The following is an 18,034-nucleotide window of genomic DNA, read 5'->3' on the forward strand; positions in this document are numbered from 1 at the left end:
CCCGCCCGAGAGGGGACCTCACATGTCCACGCGCACCTTGATCCGTGGCGGCCTGGTCATCACCGCCGCGGAGGAGGCCCATGCGGACGTCCTGATCGAGGACGGTCGCATCGCGGCACTCGCCGCCCACGGTTCGGTCGCCGCCGAGAGCTGGACGGCCGACCGGATCATCGACGCCACCGCCAAGTACGTGATCCCGGGCGGTGTCGACGCCCACACACACATGGAACTGCCCTTCGGCGGTACCTTCGCCTCGGACACCTTCGAAACGGGCACCGTCGCGGCAGCCTGGGGCGGCACCACCACCATCGTGGACTTCGCCGTGCAGAGCCCTGGATCCCCGCTGCGCGCCGGACTGGACGCCTGGCTGGCCAAGGCCGACGGCAAGTGCGCCATCGACTACGGCTTCCACATGATCCTCTCGGACGTCAACGAGGGCACTCTCAAGGAGATGGACCTCCTCGTGCAGGAGGGGATCACCTCCTTCAAGCTGTTCATGGCCTATCCCGGGGTGTTCTATAGCGACGACGGGCAGATCCTGCGCGCCATGCAGCAGGCCGAGCGCAACGGCGGCCTGATCATGATGCACGCGGAGAACGGCATCGCCATCGACGTCCTGGTCGAACAGGCCCTCGCCCGTGGTGAGACCGACCCCCGTTACCACGGCGAGGTCCGCAAGGCCCTCCTCGAAGCCGAGGCCACCCACCGGGCCATCCAACTCGCCCGGGTCGCCGGTTCCCCGCTCTACGTCGTCCACGTGTCGGCCGAGGAGGCCGTCGCCGAACTCGCCGCCGCCCGGGACCGGGGGCTGCCCGTCTTCGGCGAAACGTGCCCGCAGTACCTCTTCCTGTCCACGGACAACCTCGCGGAGCCCGGCTTCGAGGGAGCCAAGTACGTCTGTTCCACCCCGCTGCGCCCCGAGGAGCACCAGGCGGCCCTGTGGCGGGGGCTGCGGACCAACGACCTCCAGGTGGTCTCCACCGATCACTGTCCCTTCTGTTTCAAGGGACAAAAGGAGCTCGGCCGTGGCGACTTCTCCAAGATCCCCAACGGGCTGCCCGGGGTGGAGAACCGCATGGACCTCCTCCACCAGGCCGTCGTGGACGGACACATCAGCCGCCGGCGCTGGATCGAGATCGCCTGCGCCACGCCGGCCCGGATGTTCGGGCTGTACCCGCGCAAGGGGACCCTGATGCCCGGGGCCGACGCGGACGTCGTCATCTACGACCCGCAAGCCCAGCAGACCTTGTCCGCCACCACCCACCACATGAACGTCGACTACTGCGCCTACGAGGGCAAGCAGATCACCGGATCGGTGGAGACCGTGCTCTCGCGCGGCGAACTGGTCATCGACCGGCGCACCTTCACCGGACGGGCCGGCCACGGAGCCTTCACCCCCCGTGCCACCTGCCAGTACCTGAACTGAGCACGCACCACGCCGATCTAGGAGCACCGCCTTGGACTTCGGACTCGTCCTGCAGACCGACCCGCCCGCATCCTCCGTGGTCGGGTTGATGCGCCGCGCCGAACGCAACGGCTTCCGCTACGGCTGGACCTTCGACTCCGCCGTCCTGTGGCAGGAGCCGTTCGTCATCTACAGCCAGATCCTCGAACACACCCGGCTGCTGACGGTCGGCCCCATGGTCACCAACCCCGGAACCCGCACGTGGGAGGTCACCGCCTCCACCTTCGCCACGCTCAACGACATGTTCGGCAACCGGACCGTCTGCGGCATCGGCCGCGGCGACTCCGCGATGCGAGTGGCCGGCCGCAAGCCCAACACACTGGCCCGGCTCGGCGAGGCCATCGACGTCATCCGCGAACTCGCCGAGGGCCGTGAGGCCCTGGTCAACGGCAACCCCGTTCGGCTGCCCTGGGTGCGGGACGGCAGCCTGCCGGTGTGGATGGCGGCGTACGGGCCCAAGGCGCTGGCCCTCGCCGGACAGAAAGCGGACGGGTTCATCCTCCAACTCGCCGACCCCTTCCTCACCGAGTGGATGGTCAAGGCCGTACGGCAGGCCGCCACCGACGCCGGGAGGGATCCGGCGGAGGTCACCATCTGCGTGGCTGCCCCCGCCTACGTCACCGCCGACGACTCACCCGAGGCCCTGACCCACGCCCGCGACCAGTGCCGCTGGTTCGGAGGCATGGTGGGCAACCACGTCGCCGATCTCGTCGCCCGCTACGGAGACGGCTCCGACGCGGTCCCCGGCGAGCTCACCGCATACATCAAGGACCGGCAGAGCTACGACTACAGCCACCACGGCCGCGCCGGGAACTCGTCCACCGAGTTCGTCCCCGACGAGATCGTCGACCGCTTCTGCCTGTTGGGCCCCGCCGAGGCCCACATCGCCAAACTCCGCCACCTGCAGGGGCTCGGCGTCGACCAGTTCGCCGTCTACGACATGCACGATGCGAAGGAGTCGACCATCGACGCCTACGGGCAGCACATCATTTCAGCACTGCGGGACTAGGTGTTCTGTCCAGGCACGTCATGTCTCACGGATGGCGTGGTGCCGAGGCGCCAGCGACCGGAGGCAGCCGGGCCCTGAGGATTGGTGACTGCCCGGGACCCCCCGCACTCACGTGGTGGTCGACGCATCGGTGGCCGGGCGGCGACGATCAGTTCCCGGTCATGCTGCTCTCTCCAAGGCTGGGCGGAGTGCGCACCCAGAGCTCGGCGTGGGCAGAGGGGCTGGCCACGAGGTCACGGGCTGTGCCCATCACGTCGTGAGCGAAGTCGTCCCACTCCTCCAGCACGCGGCCTGTCGGGGCGGAGGTAGCCGGAGCCGCTGCGGACCGGCTGGCGACGGCCCCTGCAGATGAAGGACCCCGCTGCACGTCATATCGCTCACCGTAGGGGTTCTGCCGCAGTGAGTCCGTCGTTCAGTGCGGCAGGGGATCGGTGGGCGGGCCGCGACGACGCGGCGGAAGAGGGCTTGGGCGGCGGTGGTGATGTCGGTGTCAGTCTGGGTGTGGTGGCAGGGGCCGGTGTAGGCGTGGGTGAGGAAGTCGGCGGTGAGTTCGGGGTCGGGGACGTCGAGCTCCCCTGCGGCGTGGCTCTGCGCGAGGAGCGTGACGAGCAGGTTGGGGGCGGCGCCCAAGGGTTCCTCGCCGGCTGCGCCGCCGCTTGGAGCCGAAGTAGAGGTAGACCGTGTCCTTGGCGACCCACCTGTGGTCGGGCAGCCACATTTCCTCCAACGGGAATGGAATCGATCGAATGACCGTTGGTCAGTAGTATGACCACTGGTCATTCGATCCCGTCAAGCCCCTTCGGAGGCAGCTCATGGCACCACACCGACGGCGACCTGCACACCGTCGAACTGGCCGACGGCACCCTCCTCAAGCGCCAGACCCTGCTGTGGCCGCAGCCGCAGCGCCAGGTCCCCCGCGTGGAACGCCTGGCCAAGAACCACGGCCTCGCCCTCGACGACGACGGCTACGTCACCGTGGACGACAGCCGTCGGACCAGCATCCCCGGCCTCTACGCCGCCGGCGACCTCACCGCAAGGACCTGGGAACAGGGAGCCGTCCCCGCCGTCGCCGCCGGAGCCGCCGCCGACGCCATCCACTTCGCCCACCTGGCCTGACGGCCCCGACCCACCGGAGCCCTCCGTGCCCGAGCAGGACTTCACCGACTACATCGACCGCATCGGTGACCGCACCACCCTCTACCAGGCCGTCGCCACCTACACCCGAGCCCGCCGTGTCCTCTACCCCGGCAGCTACCTCGACCTCGCCCCTTCCTACCGCTGGCCCGACGTCACCTACCTCGACGCTGACACCCGCGCCCGAAAGGCCTTCCAGGGCCCGGACGCCACCACGCTCGCCATTCGGCACAAGCACTACCCCCAACAGCCCCGCATCGCGTTCGTGCCCGGCGACTACACCCGCACCCTCAAGGATCTGTCCGCGGCCGAGTGGGATCTGGTGATCTCCCTGTACGCGGGCCCCGTCTCCGAACACGCCACCCACTGCCTGCGCCCCGAGGGCTGGCTCCTGGCCAACAACAGCCACGCCGACGCCGGCCTCGCTCACCTCGACCCCCGCTACCGGCTCGCCGCCGTCCTCCACCACCGCTCCGGCCGCTACCGCCTCACCACCGACGACCTCGACCGCTACCTGCAGCCCAAACGCCCGCCCCACCCCACCCGCGAACAACTCCACGCCGCAGGCAGGGGCGCGGCCTACACCCACCCGGCTGCCGCCTACCTCTTCCGCCTCCACCCCACACACGCGAACGGTAGCCCCGGCCCGGAATCCCGCCAGAACGCCGCAGGCCGACACCCCTGACCGAGCCCGCCGGGCACGTTCACCTCACCCACTCGTGGACGCCGTCCTCTCCGGCTTCGTGGCCGTCGCCGTCGAGGAAGTCGTTCGCCTCGTCCTCGGTGAGCTCGCGCATCCCCACGTCTCGCCACAGTGGGTAGTCCTCGTACGGCAGGGAGGTGATCGGCCGGTCGCTCTGGCCCGGTTGTGCCTCGGCGTTCACTCGAACCTGGATGGGGTCCTGCGGCGTCATCACCACCTTGTCGATCTACCGGAACGGCTGCTCCTCGGCCAGGAGCTCCGGATCCAGGGACCACGCCACCCACGTGTCGAACGAGGCCAGCATTCGGTTCCAGGGGACGACCTCGATCCGTGCGTCAGGGTCCGCCGCGAAGAGGCGGGCTTGCTTGAGCACGCAGATCCGCTCCGGTCATCTCTCAGATCGTCTTGCCGCCCCTTCCCTCCTGGAGGAATCGGCAGACGAGCAGGTCCGAGCAGTACGCCTGTCGGCCGTTGGTCGAACGCACACCCCAAGTCGGCAGATCTCGGAGCATCCGATACTCCGCGACGGCACCTTCTACGACACGAACCCCCGAACCAGCCACCGCATGAAGGCCATGGGCTTGACGAAGGACATATAGGCACCCCGCTGGTGTAGTGCGATCGGGTGATGCTCGGTGTTCCGTGCACGTGAGTGAGGGTTCCGGGTCGCTGGTGGCCGCAGTGTGTGACGAAATATCAGCTCTGGCAGGAACGAGGACCATGACCGCGGCACTGAGAGTTCCAGGACTGGGCAAACGGAGATGGCTGGGGGGGCTGGCCCTACTGCTCGCGCTGCCCGCCTCGGCTGGCCACTCACTTTCGTCCGCGGCGGGCGTCACGCGGGCGGAGGGCAGTGTGACGGTCACCGTCGTGCGTGATGTCGACTCGGACGGCAGTTGGACGCCGGCTCTTGAAGTCGGTGAAGAAGGCATCCCGGTGACGCTTACCGACGCATCAGGAAAGAGCGGGCAGGGGCTCACCGCAGCGGATGGGAAGGTCGTGCTCTCTCCGGCCGCCCTGGGGCTGGCCGGTGGGCGATACCGCGTCGAGGCGTTGATCCCGGCTGCCAAGTCGTTCCTGCGGCCGGCCCAGGCGGGTGGCCCTGCGCCCTCGTTGTCTTCTCTCGTCGAGTTCGTGGATGTCACCACCGGCGACGCAGAGGTCCTCACCGGGGTCCACAACCCGGCGGACTACTGTCAGGCCAACCCCGACCTGGCCACTCCCTGCTACCGTCAGAGCGCACCGGGGACAGTGGGGACCAAGGCGCTCGTGTCATGGCCATACGACCGGACGGGCACCTCACCGGCCCCCGTGGACGAAGCCACCTTCGAGGACATCGGCGCCACCTATGGACTGGCGCACCGAAGGGACACCGACCAGTTGTTCGTCGGTGCGCTGACCAAGAGACTGATGCCGTACGGACCTGCCGGCCCGGGCGGGATCTACCTGGTCGACCGCGAGACCAAGCGGACCTCCTTGTTCGCGACGGTTCCCGACGCGGGTGACGCCGTGCATTCGGTGGACCTGACCCGCGACACAATGGAGATCAACAACGCGGTCGGCAAGGAGGGTCTCGGTGATCTCGACCTTGCTGACGACGGTCGCACCCTCTATGCCGTCGGCCTGAAGTCCAAGAGCCTGTACGTGTACGACACGGACGGAGCGGGCCCGGCCACGCCGGCCGCGACTCCCAAGCAGGTCATTGCGATCCCTGACCCCGGATGTCCCAGTGGCGCCGAGGACTGGCACCCGTACGGTCTCGGAACGCGTGACGGGGACGTTTACGTAGGGGGCACGTGCAGTGCGGAGTCCTCTCAAAAGGACGAGGACCTGAGGGCCTTCGTGTTGAAACTGTCGGGAGATACCTTCTCCACGGTGATCGGGCACGATCTCGCGTTCGAACGGGGCATGGGCTACGCAGCTGTCGACGGGGACACCCACTGGCGGCACTGGCTCCGGACTTGGGACCCGTACGCCTGGTTCCAGCAGGCAAACTTCCCCCAGCCGCTGCTCTCCGACATCGTCTTCGACCGCGACGGATCGATCATCCTCGGATTCCGTGACAGGCTCGGTGACCAGGCCGGATACGAGGCACTCGCGCCAGAAGGCAGCACCGACACCGTACCGCGGTCCCTTTTCGCCGCTATGGGCGACATGATCCGGGTGTGCAAGACCACGGGGGGCTGGGTGTGGGACAGCGAGTCCGACGCCTGCCCGAACCACTTCACCCCGGGCAGTGCGCCGCCGCAGCAGGACGGTGTGAAGGAGTACTACTACGCGGACTCCACGCTGGGGCAGCTCGGCGAGTCGCTCCAAGGAGGTCTGGCGTTCGCACCACGGTTCACGAAGACGGTGTCCACGATCGTGGACCCGCTGGACATCTTCACCGGTGGTGTGCGCAAATTCGACAACACCACCGGCGCGGGCTCGGACGACTACCAGGTCGACGGCGGCCAGGGGTCCTTCGGGAAGGCCAACGGCCTCGGCGATCTGGAGCTGCTGTGTGACGAGGCACCCGTACAGATCGGCAACCGGGTGTGGTTCGACCGGGACCGCGACGGAATCCAGGACCCGGGCGAGGAGGCAATCCCCGGTGCCACGGTCACGCTGAAGGACAAGACCGGAACCGTCGTGCAGACCACGAAGACCAACGAGCGGGGCGAGTACTACTTCCAGGTCGAGCCGCGCACCGACTACCAGATCACCTTCGACGTGACGACAGCCGATACAGCAGGCATCCCGGAGAAGCCCGCCGCTTCGGATCTCATCCCGACGGCGAAGGAGCGCGGTCCGAACCGGTCAGTGGACTCCAACCCGGACCCGGCCACCCAAACAGAGACACTGACCACCGGCGGCGCAGGCGCGAACGACCACACCCACGACGCCGGCTACCACGTCCCCCCGACCGTTGGGTTGAGCGTCGTCAAGCGCGATGCCTCAACCGACACCCTGCTGCCGGGTGCGGTGTTCCAGCTGTGGCGCGAGACCAACGGGCAGGCCGGATTGCAGCCGACCGGCGCCGAAGCGGACACCCGCGTGGGAGACCCCTGCACGACCGGAGCCAACGGCGTCTGCACGAGCACGGGGCTGCCGCTGGGTGCGTACTACTGGCAGGAGACCAAGGCCCCGGACGGGTACCGGCTGCCTGACCCAGCGGTCAGCGGTCCGCATCAGCTCACCGAGAAGGACTCCGGGCGGCATTTGAGCGTCACTGTGACCAACCAGACAGTCCACGGCAGGATCAACGTCCTCAAGAAGGACGCCGTCTCCGGAAGGCCCCTGCGAGGTGCGGTCTTCGAGCTGTGGCGGGAGACCAACGACATCGCCGGTCTGCAACTGACGGGGACGGCCTCTGACACCAAGATCGGTTCTGCCTGCGCCACCGACGGCGAGGGACGATGCGATTTCGCGGGGCTCGCGCTCGGTAGCTACTACCTGAGGGAGACCGCGGTCCCCGAGGGGTACCGGCTGCCTGTCAATCCTGTGAGTGGTCCGCACACGCTGACGGTCGACAACACCAGCGACGGTATTCACCTCGTGCTGGTCAACCAGCGCGGTGAGCCCGACAAGGGTGAGGGCCGTATGAGGTAGGACCAAGGGATCTCGTACTCGACGGGTCAATCGGGCCAGGCGTCTCTGGCGCCGGTGTCGGTGGTAGGTGCGCTCGATCCAGGTGACGATCGCGATCCGCAGCTCCTGGCGGGTGGCCCAGGTGCGGCGGTCAGCTCAGGCTCCACCCGTACCCGGGCCCGCCGGGGGCCCGGGAGGTTCCTCCAGGACGCCCCATGCGACCGGGCCGAGCAGGTCGGCCAGGCGCTGGAAGACGTCGATGAGGACGTCGTCCACTGTCAGGACACCCACGACCCTTTGCCCATCGAGCACCGGCAGACGGCGGACCCCTGTCCTGCGGAACGTCCGGTAGGCCTCGTGGATGTCGTCGGTGACGCTCACCGTGATCACGGGCGAGGTCATCACCGCATCGACCTGCTCGTTGGCGTCCAGCCCCCGGGCGAGCGCGCGCACCGTGAGATCGCGGTCCGTGACGATGCCGTGGAGGGTCCCGTCCCGCGTGACCAGCACCGAGCCGACCGCGTACTCGTCCATCTGCCGGGCCACTTGGCCCAGGGGCGTCCCGGTCGGGACGGACAGTGCCGGACTGCTCATCGGCTCGGAGACCTTCATCGTGTTCTCCTACAGTCCTTGGGAGAGCAGGAGCTCGTGCGCCAGCCGGGCGCCGCGGGCCGCCTCTGTCTCCATGTCCTCTTCCTCCCGCGGGACTTCCTCCAGTTCCGCGGCCAGTGCTCGCACGGCCTGGGCCAGCACCTGCACCTGGGCCTGAAGGATGCGCAGCCTCTCGTGCTCGTTGGGAGCGAGGTTCTCAGTCATCGTGCCTGTCCTCTTGGTGCTCCATGGAGGGCCGGCGGAATACCGGGGCTTGGCCGGCGCCATGTGGACGGATCGCCGTCAGCGCCCGGGTGACCGCGCTCTCCAAGGAGCCGCTGGTGTCCACCCTGACGGCTTCCGGCCACGCAGCCTCCCGCTCCGCCATGGCCCTCGCCACTTCGACGTCGGCATCGGAGGCCCCGGCCGCGCGGGCACGCAGGCGTGCCACCGTCGTATCGGTCGGGGACTGACAGTGCAGCGCGACGAGTTCGGCACCGGTCCGCTCGGCCACGTGCCGGGCAGCCTCGCGCTGCCCGGAATCCGACCAGGAGGCGTCGAGCACGACGGACTCACCGCGGGACAGCAGGGTGGTCGCGCGCTCCAACAGGGTCGCGTACGTCCGGGCGGTCCACTCCGGCGTATACAGGCCCTCGCCGTAGGGAGCAGCGGCGCTCTGGTCGACCGGGATGCCCGCGAGTTCCTTGCGGAGCCGGTCACTGCTGAGCAACGTGACGCCGAGGCGGTCCGCCAGCGCACCGCAGAGCGTGGACTTCCCGCTGCCGGGTAGCCCTCCCACGACGGTCAGGCCGACGACGGAGGCACGCAGGTGCCCCAGAGTTGCCGCGATCAGGCGTCGGGCCGCGACGGCCGCGGCGGGGGCCCCCTGGCCGGCCCGGATCACGCAGACCTTCGCCCGGACGAAGGCGCGGTAGGCGACGTAGTGGTGGCGCAGGGACGGGGGCGCGTAGTCGCCGGAGTACTCGCCGTACTGGGCGAGGAAGAACGCCGCTGATTCCGGGGCGCCGAGCTGTTCGAGGTCCATGGCGAGGAAGGCTGCGTCGTCGAGGCCGTCGACGTAGCGGAGGTGGTCGTCGAACTCCAGGCAGTCCAGGACGCGGGGGCCGTCGTCGAGGCAGAAGATGTCTTCGGCGAGCAGGTCGCCGTGGCCGTCCACGATCCGACCCTGCGCGATACGGGAGTCGAACAACGGCTCGCGACCCGCGAGGTAGCGGAGGGCCAACTGCTCGATGCGTGCCACGTCCTCGCGCACCCGGTCGTCCTCGGCCAGTGAACGGACCTGACCGAAGCTCGCGTCCCAGCGCGAGGCCAAGGCGTCCCGGGTGCCCTGGGCATCCACGTCCGCATGGCGTGCCGCGTGGGCGTGATGGGTGGCGAGCAGCCGCGCAACGGCCCGCAGGGCGTCGTCGACGACCGCCCCTTCCCGTACGAGCCGGGCCAGCCGGCGCTCCGCCGGCATGCGGCGCATCACTACGATCGGCTCGGGTTCGGCCGTGTGCGGCACCCGGACCTCGCCCACCCCCAGGTAGACGTCCGGGGCGAAGCGGCGGTTGAGAGCGACCTCCTGCGCGCAGGCCTCCCGCCGTCCCTGAACAGTGGTGTAGTCCAGGAAGCCGAGATCGACCGGCTTCTTGAGCTTGTAGGCACGGTCGCCGACGAAGAAGACGACCGCGGTATGGGTCTCGCGGAGTTCCGCCCGCTCGAACTGGTGCGGGTCAGGTGCAGCGTCGGACCGGAGTACGAACGGGGCGTCCCGACCCGCAGCTGCGACCGGCTCCTGCTCGTGGCTGGCCTCATTCATGGGGAACGACGACGACCGGACAGCGCGCGTGGTGCAGGGCGGCCTGGGTGACGGGGCCCAGGCGCGGCGCGAGTACGGTCCGGTGCCTGCGTCGGCCGACGACCAGCAGCTCGGCTCCCTCGGTAGCGCGCATCACGGCCTCGGCAGGGCTTTCGAGACGGATGACATCTGCCGGCTCCACACCGGGGTACTTCTCCCGCCATGGGCGAAGGACCTGCTCCAGTTGTTGGTGTGCCTTCTGCGACATCTCCTTCGTGACGTCCTCGTCCGTGCCCCAAGGCGAGCGCGCGCGGAGAGGAAGGCTCCGGCCGTGCACGACCAGCAGGGAGGTACCGCGTGCCGCGGCGGCGTCGAAGGCGAACGCGAGCAGGTCCTCGCAGGGGCCGTTCAGCTTGACCGCGACGACGACGTTGCCCCTGGGCGACGGGGCCCCGGCCGTCTCCGCGGGGCGCACCAGGGCCACGGGCCGGGTTGCTCGGGCCACGACGGCCGTGCCGACGGCCCCGAGGAAGTAGCTCTCGGTGGGGGTCGGACCGAGCGATCCGAGGACGGTCAGCTCGGACTCCGATGCCGCCTGCAAGAGTGCGCTCTGCGCATCGTCGGCGACCAGATCCGCGGTGATCGTCAGTCCCGGATGGCGGGCCTGGAGCTCCGCCTGCGCGTGCTGCACGAGCCGTTTCGCCCAGTAGTTCTGGTCGGTCTCCGCGGGTGCGTGGGTCGGTTCGGGCGCCAGCATGGGCCAGGCGTGGAGCAGGCGCAGTGCGTGCTTGCGGCGCTCCGCCTCGTCAGCGGCCCAGTAGGCGGCGGCCGTGCTTTCGGGTGAGCCGTCGAGGCCGACGGTGACGACTGGATCCATGGCTGACTTCCTCCGTCTCGTACGACGTCGGGTGGACGAGACCTTCGGGCTCGGCAGCCGCAGGCCGAAGCGCGCGGTTCCCCCTCTTCGAGGATTACCGCAGATCGTCCTGGCGCGCATGCGGGCCGGCCCCGGGCGCGCAGGGTTGACGCGCAGGGGCAGTCTCTGGACGCAGTTCTGTCCGGCCGGAGGGCTTTTGCGTAGCCCGTCGGGAGCCTTGGTGTGCTGGTCGGACGCCGGCTCCTGACCTGCCGCTGCCCTCAGGGGCGCGGGGCGGGGCGGGCCGCCGTCGCCATGTGGTCGACGAACCAGCTACGGGCGAGGTCGGTGACCTCGTCCAAAGCCCCGGGCTCCTCGAAGAGATGGGTGGCGCCGGGCACGACCACGAGCTGTTCCTCGCAGCGCAGCCGGGCCTGTGCCGTGCGGTTGAGGTCGAGCACCTGCCGGTCCAGCTCTCCGACGATCAGCAGTGTCGGTGCGGCGACCGCCGGCAGCCGGTCCCCGGCCAGGTCCGGTCTGCCGCCGCGGGAGACGACCGCGGCGATCCGCGCGGCCGGTTCGGCTGCTGCCCAGAGCGCGGCTGCTGCCCCGGTGCTGGCACCGAAATACCCGGTGGGTCGCCCCTGGGCCTCGGGCTGTTCGCGGAGCCAGCCGGTGGCGTTGGTGAGCCGTCGGGCGAGCAGGCCCGTGTCGAAGACGTTGACCCGGTGCAACTCCTCCTCCTCGGTGAGGAGGTCGAACAGCAAGGTGCCCAGCCGTGCCTGGTTCAGGCCCGTCGCGACGAACCGGTTGCGGGGACTGTGCTGGCTGCTGCCGCTGCCATGGGCGAACACGACGATGCCCAGCGCATCCTCGGGCACCGTCAACTGGCCCCGCAACACCAGTGAGCCCGTCCGCACCCCCACCTCCCGGTCCTCGGGCACGTCCCGCCCTGCCGCTCTGCGGCGGGTGCGCACCGGCCGGGTCAGGGATTCCTCCAAGCACGCGATGACCTCGTCGTCGTCGATCTGGGAGAAGTCGGCGTAGAACTGACCGACTGCGTAGAAGTTGCGTGGAGCGTGCAGGCACAGGAACTCGTCGGCGTCAGCCCCCAGCCGCGCGGTCCAGTCATGGGGTGCCACGGGTACCGCCAGCACGACTCGCGTGGCGCCGCGGGCACGGGCGATCTGGCAGGCCGCGCGCGCTGTCGAACCTGTCGCGACGCCGTCGTCGACGACCAGGACGGTGCGGCCGTCGAGCCTGATCGGTTCTCGTCCGCCCCGGTATCGACGGGCGCGTGCCTCCAACACCTTGCGCTCACGGGCCTCTGCGGAAGCCAGCTCGCTCCCGGAGATGTGCGCGGCGCGCACCACCTCCTCGTTGATCACGTGGACCGAGCCCTCACCGATCGCTCCCATGGCCAGCTCGGGTTGGAACGGCGCGCCCAGCTTTCGAACCAGGCAGACGTCCAGCGTCGCGCCGAGCGCGCCGGCGACCTCCTCGGCGACCGGAACCCCTCCGCGTGGCAGCCCCAGCACCACGACGTCCAGACCCGAGAGGTGCTTCAAGCGGGCTGCCAGCTGTCGGCCGGCGTCCCTGCGATCCACGAAGAACACGGTGCGGCCTCCTCACCCGAGAAACCCGGCGGAGCAGCGGGCCACGTGTTGCGCGCCATACCTCCATACTCGCTCCGGCCGTGCAGGGGCGCCCGTCGCGGTGGGGGGCGCCCGGGCCGTCGGCGGTAGCCCTTGTGCGCACGCTTCGGCGCCTCACAGAAGGGCTCGCAGCGGCACCATGGCCCCCGGTGCGCAGGGTGCGGGAGCCAACCGGGGCCTGCCGGCCCTCATCGACCGCTGACCCTCGCGGGCGGCGCCCGGCGGGAGTCGTGGAAGTTCACCGTGATTCCACCCACCGTCGCACCCTTTTGGTGGGAACGTCGGAGGGGCGTGCTTTGCTGGGTGCATGATCGATGAAATGGACGAGACGCTCACGACCTTCCTCGACACGGGACTGGACCAGGTAGAGGAGGCGGTCCGCAAGGCCGCCGCCGTCGAGATCATGCCGCGGTTCCGTCAGCTCGCCGCACACGAGGTGGACCAGAAGAGCGGCCCGCACGATCTGGTGACGGTCGCCGACCGGCGTGCCGAGGAGCACCTGACGGCCGCGCTCACCGCTCTGTTGCCGGGCTCGGTGGTGGTCGGTGAGGAGGCCGTGCACGCCGATCCCTCGGTCTACGGGGCGCTGCGTGCGGACGCCCCCGTGTGGGTGGTCGACCCGGTCGACGGCACCCGTCAGTTCGTCCACGGTGACCCTGCCTTCTGCACCCTGGTCGCGCTCGCCCACCGTGGCGAGCTGGTCGCTTCCTGGACCTTCGCACCAGCCCTGGAGGAGATGGCCACCGCGGTGCGCGGACGGGGGGCCCGACTGAACGGCGAGCTCATCCGATCCGGTGCGCCCGGGCCCGGCGCACCCCTCGAAGTTGCCACCTCGCACCCGGACTTCATCGATTCGGACCAGGTCCGGGCACTGGCCGGGCTACAGGTTGCCGGGGTAAGCCCGCGCCCTTGTGGGGCGGCGGGCCTGGAGTACCTGCGGGTGGCCCGCGGCACCCTGGACGCCCTGGCCTTCTCGTGGCAGTCGGCCTGGGATCACGCCGCGGGGTTGCTGCTGGTCGCGGAGGCGGGTGGCGCGCAGGCCACCTTGACCGGGCAGGCGTTCCGGGTCGATCGGGACAACGAGCTGCCGTTCGTGGTGGCGCGGGATGCCGAGACCCTGGGGCGAATCGGCGACCTGCTGCGCGGCGACCGAGGGGCGTCCGTAGTCTGAGGGGCGACCGGGCCCGTGGCGGTCGGTGGGTGCGGGCCACCGCGTACGGTGTGGTCTTCGCCGGCCGAGCCGATCAGCGGCCGGAATATCCTGGGACTGACGGGTCCGGTAGCACGCGGGCCCCGGTGAAAGGGGGCCGACAGGTGTCGTCGATCCTTGATGCCGTCGTCGTCGGGGCCGGGCCCAACGGGCTGACGGCCGCCGTCGAACTGGCGCGACGCGGGATGAGGGTGGAGGTCTTCGAGGCTCGCGGCACGGTGGGCGGCGGAGCGCGGACCGAGGAACTCACGTTGCCGGGGTTCTGGCACGACCCGTGTTCGGCGGTGCACCCCTTGGGGGCAGCCTCCCCGGTGTTCAAGACCATGCCGCTGGACCGGTACGGACTGGAGTGGCTGCATGCGCCGCTCCCGATGGCGCACCCCTTCGACGACGGTACGGCCGCGGTGCTCTCCCGCTCGGTCGCCGAGACCGCCGCCTCCTTCGGTTCCAGGGACGCCGGTGCCTACCGTCGCCTGGTCGCTCCCTACCTCGGCAGGTGGGACACCCTGGTGAGGGACTTCATGTCCCTGCCGTCGACCGCGCTGCCCCGCGACCCGGTGACGCTGGCCCGCTTCGGGCTGTCCGGTCTGCCGCCGTCGACCTGGCTGATGCGGCGCTTTCGAGACGACAGGGCCCGGGCCCTGTTCGCGGGACTGGTCGCTCATGTGATTGCTCCGCTGGGCGGTATCGGCACGGGCGCGGTGGGTCTGGTCTTCGCCCTCGCCGCGCACACGGGCGGGTGGCCACTGGCCCGTGGCGGGTCCCAGTCGATTTCGGACGCCTTGGCGGGTTACCTGAAGGACCTCGGGGGAGTGGTCCACACCGGGTTCGAGGTGCGGCGCCTGGACGACCTGCCTCCGGCCCGGGCCTACGTCTTCGACACCTCACCCACGGCGCTGGCCCGGATCGCCGGGCTGGGGCGGGCCTACCAGGGCTTTCGCTACGGCGCGGGCGCGTTCAAGATCGACTACGCCCTGGACGGGCCGGTGCCGTGGACCGCGCGGGCGGCCCGCCGAGCCGGCACCGTGCAGATCGGCCCGAGCAGTGCGGAGATCGACCGGGCGCTGCGCCAGGCGGTCGGTGGAACCGCGCCCACCAGACCGTTCCTGATCACGGCTCAGCCCAGCCTGGTCGACCCGGATCGCGCACCGGTGGGCAAGCACGTCTTCTGGGCCTACGGGCACGTGCCGCACGGCTGGAGCGGCGATCTGACCGAGGCCGTGGAGCGACAGTTGGAACGTTTCGCCCCTGGTTTTCGCGATCTGGTATTGGCCCGGGCCACCGCGGGTCCACCCGAACTCGCCGCGCGCAACGCCAACTACGTGGGCGGTGACATCGCCTGCGGGGCAGCGTCGGGTCTGCAACTGCTGCTACGTCCTTCACTGACCGCCTTCCCGTACGCCACCCGCCATCGCGCGGTGTTCCTGTGTTCCGCTGCCACGCCGCCCGGCCCCGGAGTACACGGGATGTCGGGGCACAACGCGGCCAAGGCCGTCTGGCGTCGTCTCAAGGAGAGGCCCACCTGAGCCGTTGACCCGCAAAGCGCCCTCAGGGGAGCGGTTCGGGGATGAACGGGAGGTAGTCGGCGATGCCGGAGGGAACCACCGTGTAGCTGCCCTCCGGTAGTTCGTTCCACACGCCCGGCAGGTCGCCCAGCGGCTCCGACACCACGAGCCGCGTCTGGTCGCAGACCCCGCGCAGGAAGTCCAGGTCCGGGTGGAGTTCGCGGATCGCGTCGGTACGGCTGCTGTAGAAGAGCGATCGGGCCGTCTCGTGGCTGGAGTAGCGGAAGGCCCACAGGGTCCTGCCGTCGGAGACGGCGATCGTCATCTGGAGCGGGTTCAGGACGCCGTGTTCCTTGCCCAGTCGTTCGACGAGGCCCGCCATCCGGGCCACGGCCCTGGGCACGTCCTGGTCCAGCCCGAAGGTGACGGCGAGGTAGAACATCACCTCGGAGTCAGTGGACCCCTCGATGGCGGAGAAGAGCGCCGGGTCGACGGCGAGGCACAGGTCGCGGCGCAGCCGGTGGAAGTCGGTGATCGAGCCGTTGTGCATCCACAACCACCGGCCGTGGCGGAAGGGGTGGCAGTTGGTCTGTTGGATGGCGGTGCCGGTGGAGGCGCGCACATGGGCGAAGAACAGCGGGGAGCGCACGTGGTAGGCGATCTCGCGCAGGTTCCGGTTGTTCCAGGCCGGACCGATGTCTCGGAAGACGGCCGGGGAGCCGCCGTCCGAGACATCGGCCTGGCTGTACCAGCCGACGCCGAAGCCGTCGCCGTTGGTGGTCTCCACGCCGAGCTTCGAGTGCAGGCTCTGGTCGATCAGCGAGTGCGCGGGCTTGTAGAGGATCTCGTCGAGAAGGACGGGTGTTCCCGCATAGGCCAGCCATCGGCACATGGACACCGTCCCCTTCCCGCGCACGGAGGGCGTGCGCCCTCCGAGCCTAGACCAGAGATTTCCGTAATGCCCCCTATGTCGGGTCGTGGGAGGCTGGAACCCAGGGCTGCCGAGGCGACTCGGGAGGGTCGATGGGTCGAGATGTCCCAGCGTTGGTGTTCACCCGTGAGGACCGCCGCCGATATCGCGAGAAGATGCAAACCTGCCTCGACGCCTTCGCCAGCATGCTGCACGAGGCCCGCTTCGACACGGAGCGGCCACAGGTCGGCCTGGAGATCGAGCTGAACCTGGTGGACGAAGCGGGCGAGCCGGCCCTGCGCAACGCCGACGTGCTCCGGGCGATCGCCGACCCTGCCTGGTCCAGTGAACTGGGCCGCTTCAACCTGGAGGTCAACGTGCCACCGCGCCGTCTGATCGCCGGCGGCCCCGAATCCTGGGAGCAGGAAATCCGCGACGCCCTCAACCACGCGGAGAACAGGGCCTGTGAGGTCGGAGCCCACCTCGCCATGGTGGGCATCCTGCCCACCCTCCAGCAGAAGGACGTGGGCGCCCACGCACTCTCCGAGAACCCGCGCTACCACTTGTTGAACGAGCAGGTGTTCGCCGCCCGGGGCGAGGACCTGCGGATCGCCGTCGACGGTGTGGAGCGGCTACGGATCTACGCGGACACCATCACTCCGGAAGCGGCTTGCACCAGCACGCAGTTCCACCTCCAGGTCTCGCCGGAGGACTTCGCGGGATATTGGAACGCGGCCCAGGCCATCGCGGGTGTCCAGGTCGCCCTGGCGGCCAACTCGCCCTTCCTCTTCGGCAAGGAACTCTGGCGCGAAACCCGCATCCCGCTGTTCGAGCAGGCCACCGACACCCGTCCAGAGGAGATCAAGGTGCAGGGCGTACGCCCACGGGTGTGGTTCGGCGAACGCTGGATCACCAGCGTCTTCGACCTGTTCGAGGAGAACCTGCGCTACTTCCCCGCCCTGCTCCCGCTCTGCGAGGAGGAACAACCCCTGGAGAGGCTCGACGCCGCGCAGACACCCCAGTTGGCCGAGCTGACCCTGCACAACGGCACCATCTACCGCTGGAACCGCCCGGTCTACGACGTCGTGGAGGGCAGGCCGCACCTTCGGGTGGAGAACCGGGTGCTGCCCGCCGGCCCCACCGTCGCCGACGTCCTCGCCAACGGCGCCTTCTACTACGGCCTCACCCGCGCCCTCGTCGAGGAGGAGCGCCCCGTCTGGTCGCGCATGTCCTTCGCCGTCGCCGAGGACAAACTGCATACCGCCGCGCGCGAGGGCATCGATGCCCGGCTGTACTGGCCGGGCATGGGGGAGGTGCCGGTGGTCGAGCTGGTTCTGCGTCGACTGCTCCCGATGGCCCATCGGGGACTGGAACGCTCCGGCATGGACACTGCATGGCGCGAGCCCCTGCTGGGCGTGATCGAACAGCGCTGCGTCACTGCCCGCAACGGCGCGGTCTGGCAGTCGGAAGTCCTGCGCCGCATCGCCGACACCGCCTCGGTGGGCCGTCATGAGGCGCTGCGCCGGATGACCCAGCAGTACCTGGCGTACATGCACCTGAACGCCCCGGTGCACACCTGGCCGGTGGAGTGAGGCCAAGGTCGTCGGGCGGTGCCGCCGATCAGT

General features: G+C 69.6%; 16 protein-coding genes. 8 read left to right on the forward strand and 8 right to left on the reverse strand.

Annotation, left to right across the window (positions count from 1 at the left end; translation table 11 throughout):
- The first annotated feature begins 22 nt into the window (after window positions 1-22).
- The 4 genes from hydA (at window position 23) to ACFYMC_RS17925 (ending at window position 4,293) form a co-directional block, all read left to right on the forward strand.
- On the forward strand, window positions 23-1,426 hold the full coding sequence (gene hydA, locus ACFYMC_RS17910) for a dihydropyrimidinase (RefSeq protein ID WP_388525722.1): 1,404 nt from the start codon (window positions 23-25) through the stop codon (window positions 1,424-1,426).
- Window positions 1,427-1,457: 31 nt separating this feature from the next.
- Window positions 1,458-2,474 (forward strand): TIGR03842 family LLM class F420-dependent oxidoreductase, encoded by a 1,017-nt coding sequence (locus ACFYMC_RS17915; RefSeq protein WP_388525724.1) that lies wholly within the window; start codon window positions 1,458-1,460, stop codon window positions 2,472-2,474.
- 765 nt (window positions 2,475-3,239) lie between these two features.
- Entirely contained in the window at window positions 3,240-3,590 is a 351-nt protein-coding gene (locus ACFYMC_RS17920; RefSeq protein ID WP_388525727.1) for an FAD-dependent oxidoreductase, read from the forward strand.
- 25 nt (window positions 3,591-3,615) lie between these two features.
- A complete protein-coding gene (locus tag ACFYMC_RS17925; RefSeq protein ID WP_388525730.1) occupies window positions 3,616-4,293 on the forward strand; it encodes a hypothetical protein in 678 nt (225 codons plus the stop codon).
- A 19-nt stretch (window positions 4,294-4,312) separates the two neighbouring features.
- On the opposite strand, the gene ACFYMC_RS17930 is transcribed toward ACFYMC_RS17925, so the two are convergent.
- Window positions 4,313-4,522 (reverse strand): hypothetical protein, encoded by a 210-nt coding sequence (locus ACFYMC_RS17930; RefSeq protein WP_388525733.1) that lies wholly within the window; start codon window positions 4,520-4,522, stop codon window positions 4,313-4,315.
- A gap of 15 nt (window positions 4,523-4,537) precedes the next feature.
- Window positions 4,538-4,684, reverse strand: a complete 147-nt coding sequence (locus ACFYMC_RS17935; protein WP_388525736.1) for a hypothetical protein — start codon at window positions 4,682-4,684, stop codon at window positions 4,538-4,540.
- 347 nt (window positions 4,685-5,031) lie between these two features.
- On the opposite strand from ACFYMC_RS17935, the gene ACFYMC_RS17940 reads away from it, so the two are divergent.
- Entirely contained in the window at window positions 5,032-7,902 is a 2,871-nt protein-coding gene (locus ACFYMC_RS17940; RefSeq protein ID WP_388525739.1) for a collagen binding domain-containing protein, read from the forward strand.
- A 135-nt stretch (window positions 7,903-8,037) separates the two neighbouring features.
- On the opposite strand, the gene ACFYMC_RS17945 is transcribed toward ACFYMC_RS17940, so the two are convergent.
- From ACFYMC_RS17945 to ACFYMC_RS17965, 5 genes are all read right to left on the reverse strand, one after another.
- Entirely contained in the window at window positions 8,038-8,493 is a 456-nt protein-coding gene (locus tag ACFYMC_RS17945; protein ID WP_388525742.1) for a CBS domain-containing protein, read from the reverse strand.
- 9 nt (window positions 8,494-8,502) lie between these two features.
- Complete coding sequence (locus ACFYMC_RS17950) at window positions 8,503-8,697, reverse strand: hypothetical protein (protein ID WP_388525745.1); 195 nt, start codon at window positions 8,695-8,697, stop codon at window positions 8,503-8,505.
- Window positions 8,690-10,294, reverse strand: a complete 1,605-nt coding sequence (locus ACFYMC_RS17955; RefSeq protein ID WP_388525748.1) for an AAA family ATPase — start codon at window positions 10,292-10,294, stop codon at window positions 8,690-8,692. The genes ACFYMC_RS17950 and ACFYMC_RS17955 overlap by 8 nt, the downstream gene beginning before the upstream one ends.
- Window positions 10,287-11,150: a universal stress protein gene (locus ACFYMC_RS17960; protein ID WP_388525751.1), complete on the reverse strand. Its 864-nt coding sequence runs from the start codon at window positions 11,148-11,150 to the stop codon at window positions 10,287-10,289. The genes ACFYMC_RS17955 and ACFYMC_RS17960 overlap by 8 nt, the downstream gene beginning before the upstream one ends.
- Window positions 11,151-11,410: 260 nt before the next feature.
- Entirely contained in the window at window positions 11,411-12,745 is a 1,335-nt protein-coding gene (locus ACFYMC_RS17965) for a phosphoribosyltransferase family protein (RefSeq protein WP_388525754.1), read from the reverse strand.
- A 358-nt stretch (window positions 12,746-13,103) separates the two neighbouring features.
- On the opposite strand from ACFYMC_RS17965, the gene ACFYMC_RS17970 reads away from it, so the two are divergent.
- Both ACFYMC_RS17970 and ACFYMC_RS17975 read left to right on the forward strand, forming a co-directional pair.
- Window positions 13,104-13,955 (forward strand): inositol monophosphatase family protein, encoded by an 852-nt coding sequence (locus tag ACFYMC_RS17970; RefSeq protein WP_388525757.1) that lies wholly within the window; start codon window positions 13,104-13,106, stop codon window positions 13,953-13,955.
- Window positions 13,956-14,098: 143 nt separating this feature from the next.
- The gene (locus ACFYMC_RS17975) at window positions 14,099-15,520 is read left to right on the forward strand and encodes a phytoene desaturase family protein (RefSeq protein ID WP_388525760.1); all 1,422 of its coding nucleotides are present in this window, start codon (window positions 14,099-14,101) and stop codon (window positions 15,518-15,520) included.
- Window positions 15,521-15,542: 22 nt separating this feature from the next.
- On the opposite strand, the gene ACFYMC_RS17980 is transcribed toward ACFYMC_RS17975, so the two are convergent.
- Window positions 15,543-16,391 (reverse strand): class II glutamine amidotransferase, encoded by an 849-nt coding sequence (locus tag ACFYMC_RS17980; RefSeq protein ID WP_388525762.1) that lies wholly within the window; start codon window positions 16,389-16,391, stop codon window positions 15,543-15,545.
- A 131-nt stretch (window positions 16,392-16,522) separates the two neighbouring features.
- On the opposite strand from ACFYMC_RS17980, the gene ACFYMC_RS17985 reads away from it, so the two are divergent.
- Window positions 16,523-18,001 carry a glutamate--cysteine ligase gene (locus ACFYMC_RS17985; protein WP_388525765.1) on the forward strand — a complete coding sequence of 493 codons (1,479 nt, stop codon included), beginning with the start codon at window positions 16,523-16,525 and terminating at the stop codon, window positions 17,999-18,001.
- Window positions 18,002-18,034: the final 33 nt, after the last annotated feature.

Origin of the sequence: Streptomyces sp. NPDC006879 (assembly GCF_042869595.1) — a bacterium.
Classification (GTDB): domain Bacteria; phylum Actinomycetota; class Actinomycetes; order Streptomycetales; family Streptomycetaceae; genus Streptomyces.

Bases quoted from the DNA above. Each gene is read 5' to 3' on its own strand.
- hydA (WP_388525722.1), top strand. From the start codon at position 23: ATGTCCACGCGCACCTTGATCCGTGGCGGCCTGGTCATCACCGCCGCG.
- ACFYMC_RS17920 (WP_388525727.1), top strand. From the start codon at position 3,240: ATGACCACTGGTCATTCGATCCCGTCAAGCCCCTTCGGAGGCAGCTCA.
- ACFYMC_RS17930 (WP_388525733.1), bottom strand. From the start codon at position 4,522: ATGACGCCGCAGGACCCCATCCAGGTTCGAGTGAACGCCGAGGCACAA.
- ACFYMC_RS17940 (WP_388525739.1), top strand. From the start codon at position 5,032: ATGACCGCGGCACTGAGAGTTCCAGGACTGGGCAAACGGAGATGGCTG.
- ACFYMC_RS17945 (WP_388525742.1), bottom strand. From the start codon at position 8,493: ATGAAGGTCTCCGAGCCGATGAGCAGTCCGGCACTGTCCGTCCCGACC.
- ACFYMC_RS17950 (WP_388525745.1), bottom strand. From the start codon at position 8,697: ATGACTGAGAACCTCGCTCCCAACGAGCACGAGAGGCTGCGCATCCTT.
- ACFYMC_RS17955 (WP_388525748.1), bottom strand. From the start codon at position 10,294: ATGAATGAGGCCAGCCACGAGCAGGAGCCGGTCGCAGCTGCGGGTCGG.
- ACFYMC_RS17960 (WP_388525751.1), bottom strand. From the start codon at position 11,150: ATGGATCCAGTCGTCACCGTCGGCCTCGACGGCTCACCCGAAAGCACG.
- ACFYMC_RS17970 (WP_388525757.1), top strand. From the start codon at position 13,104: ATGGACGAGACGCTCACGACCTTCCTCGACACGGGACTGGACCAGGTA.
- ACFYMC_RS17980 (WP_388525762.1), bottom strand. From the start codon at position 16,391: ATGTGCCGATGGCTGGCCTATGCGGGAACACCCGTCCTTCTCGACGAG.
- ACFYMC_RS17985 (WP_388525765.1), top strand. From the start codon at position 16,523: ATGGGTCGAGATGTCCCAGCGTTGGTGTTCACCCGTGAGGACCGCCGC.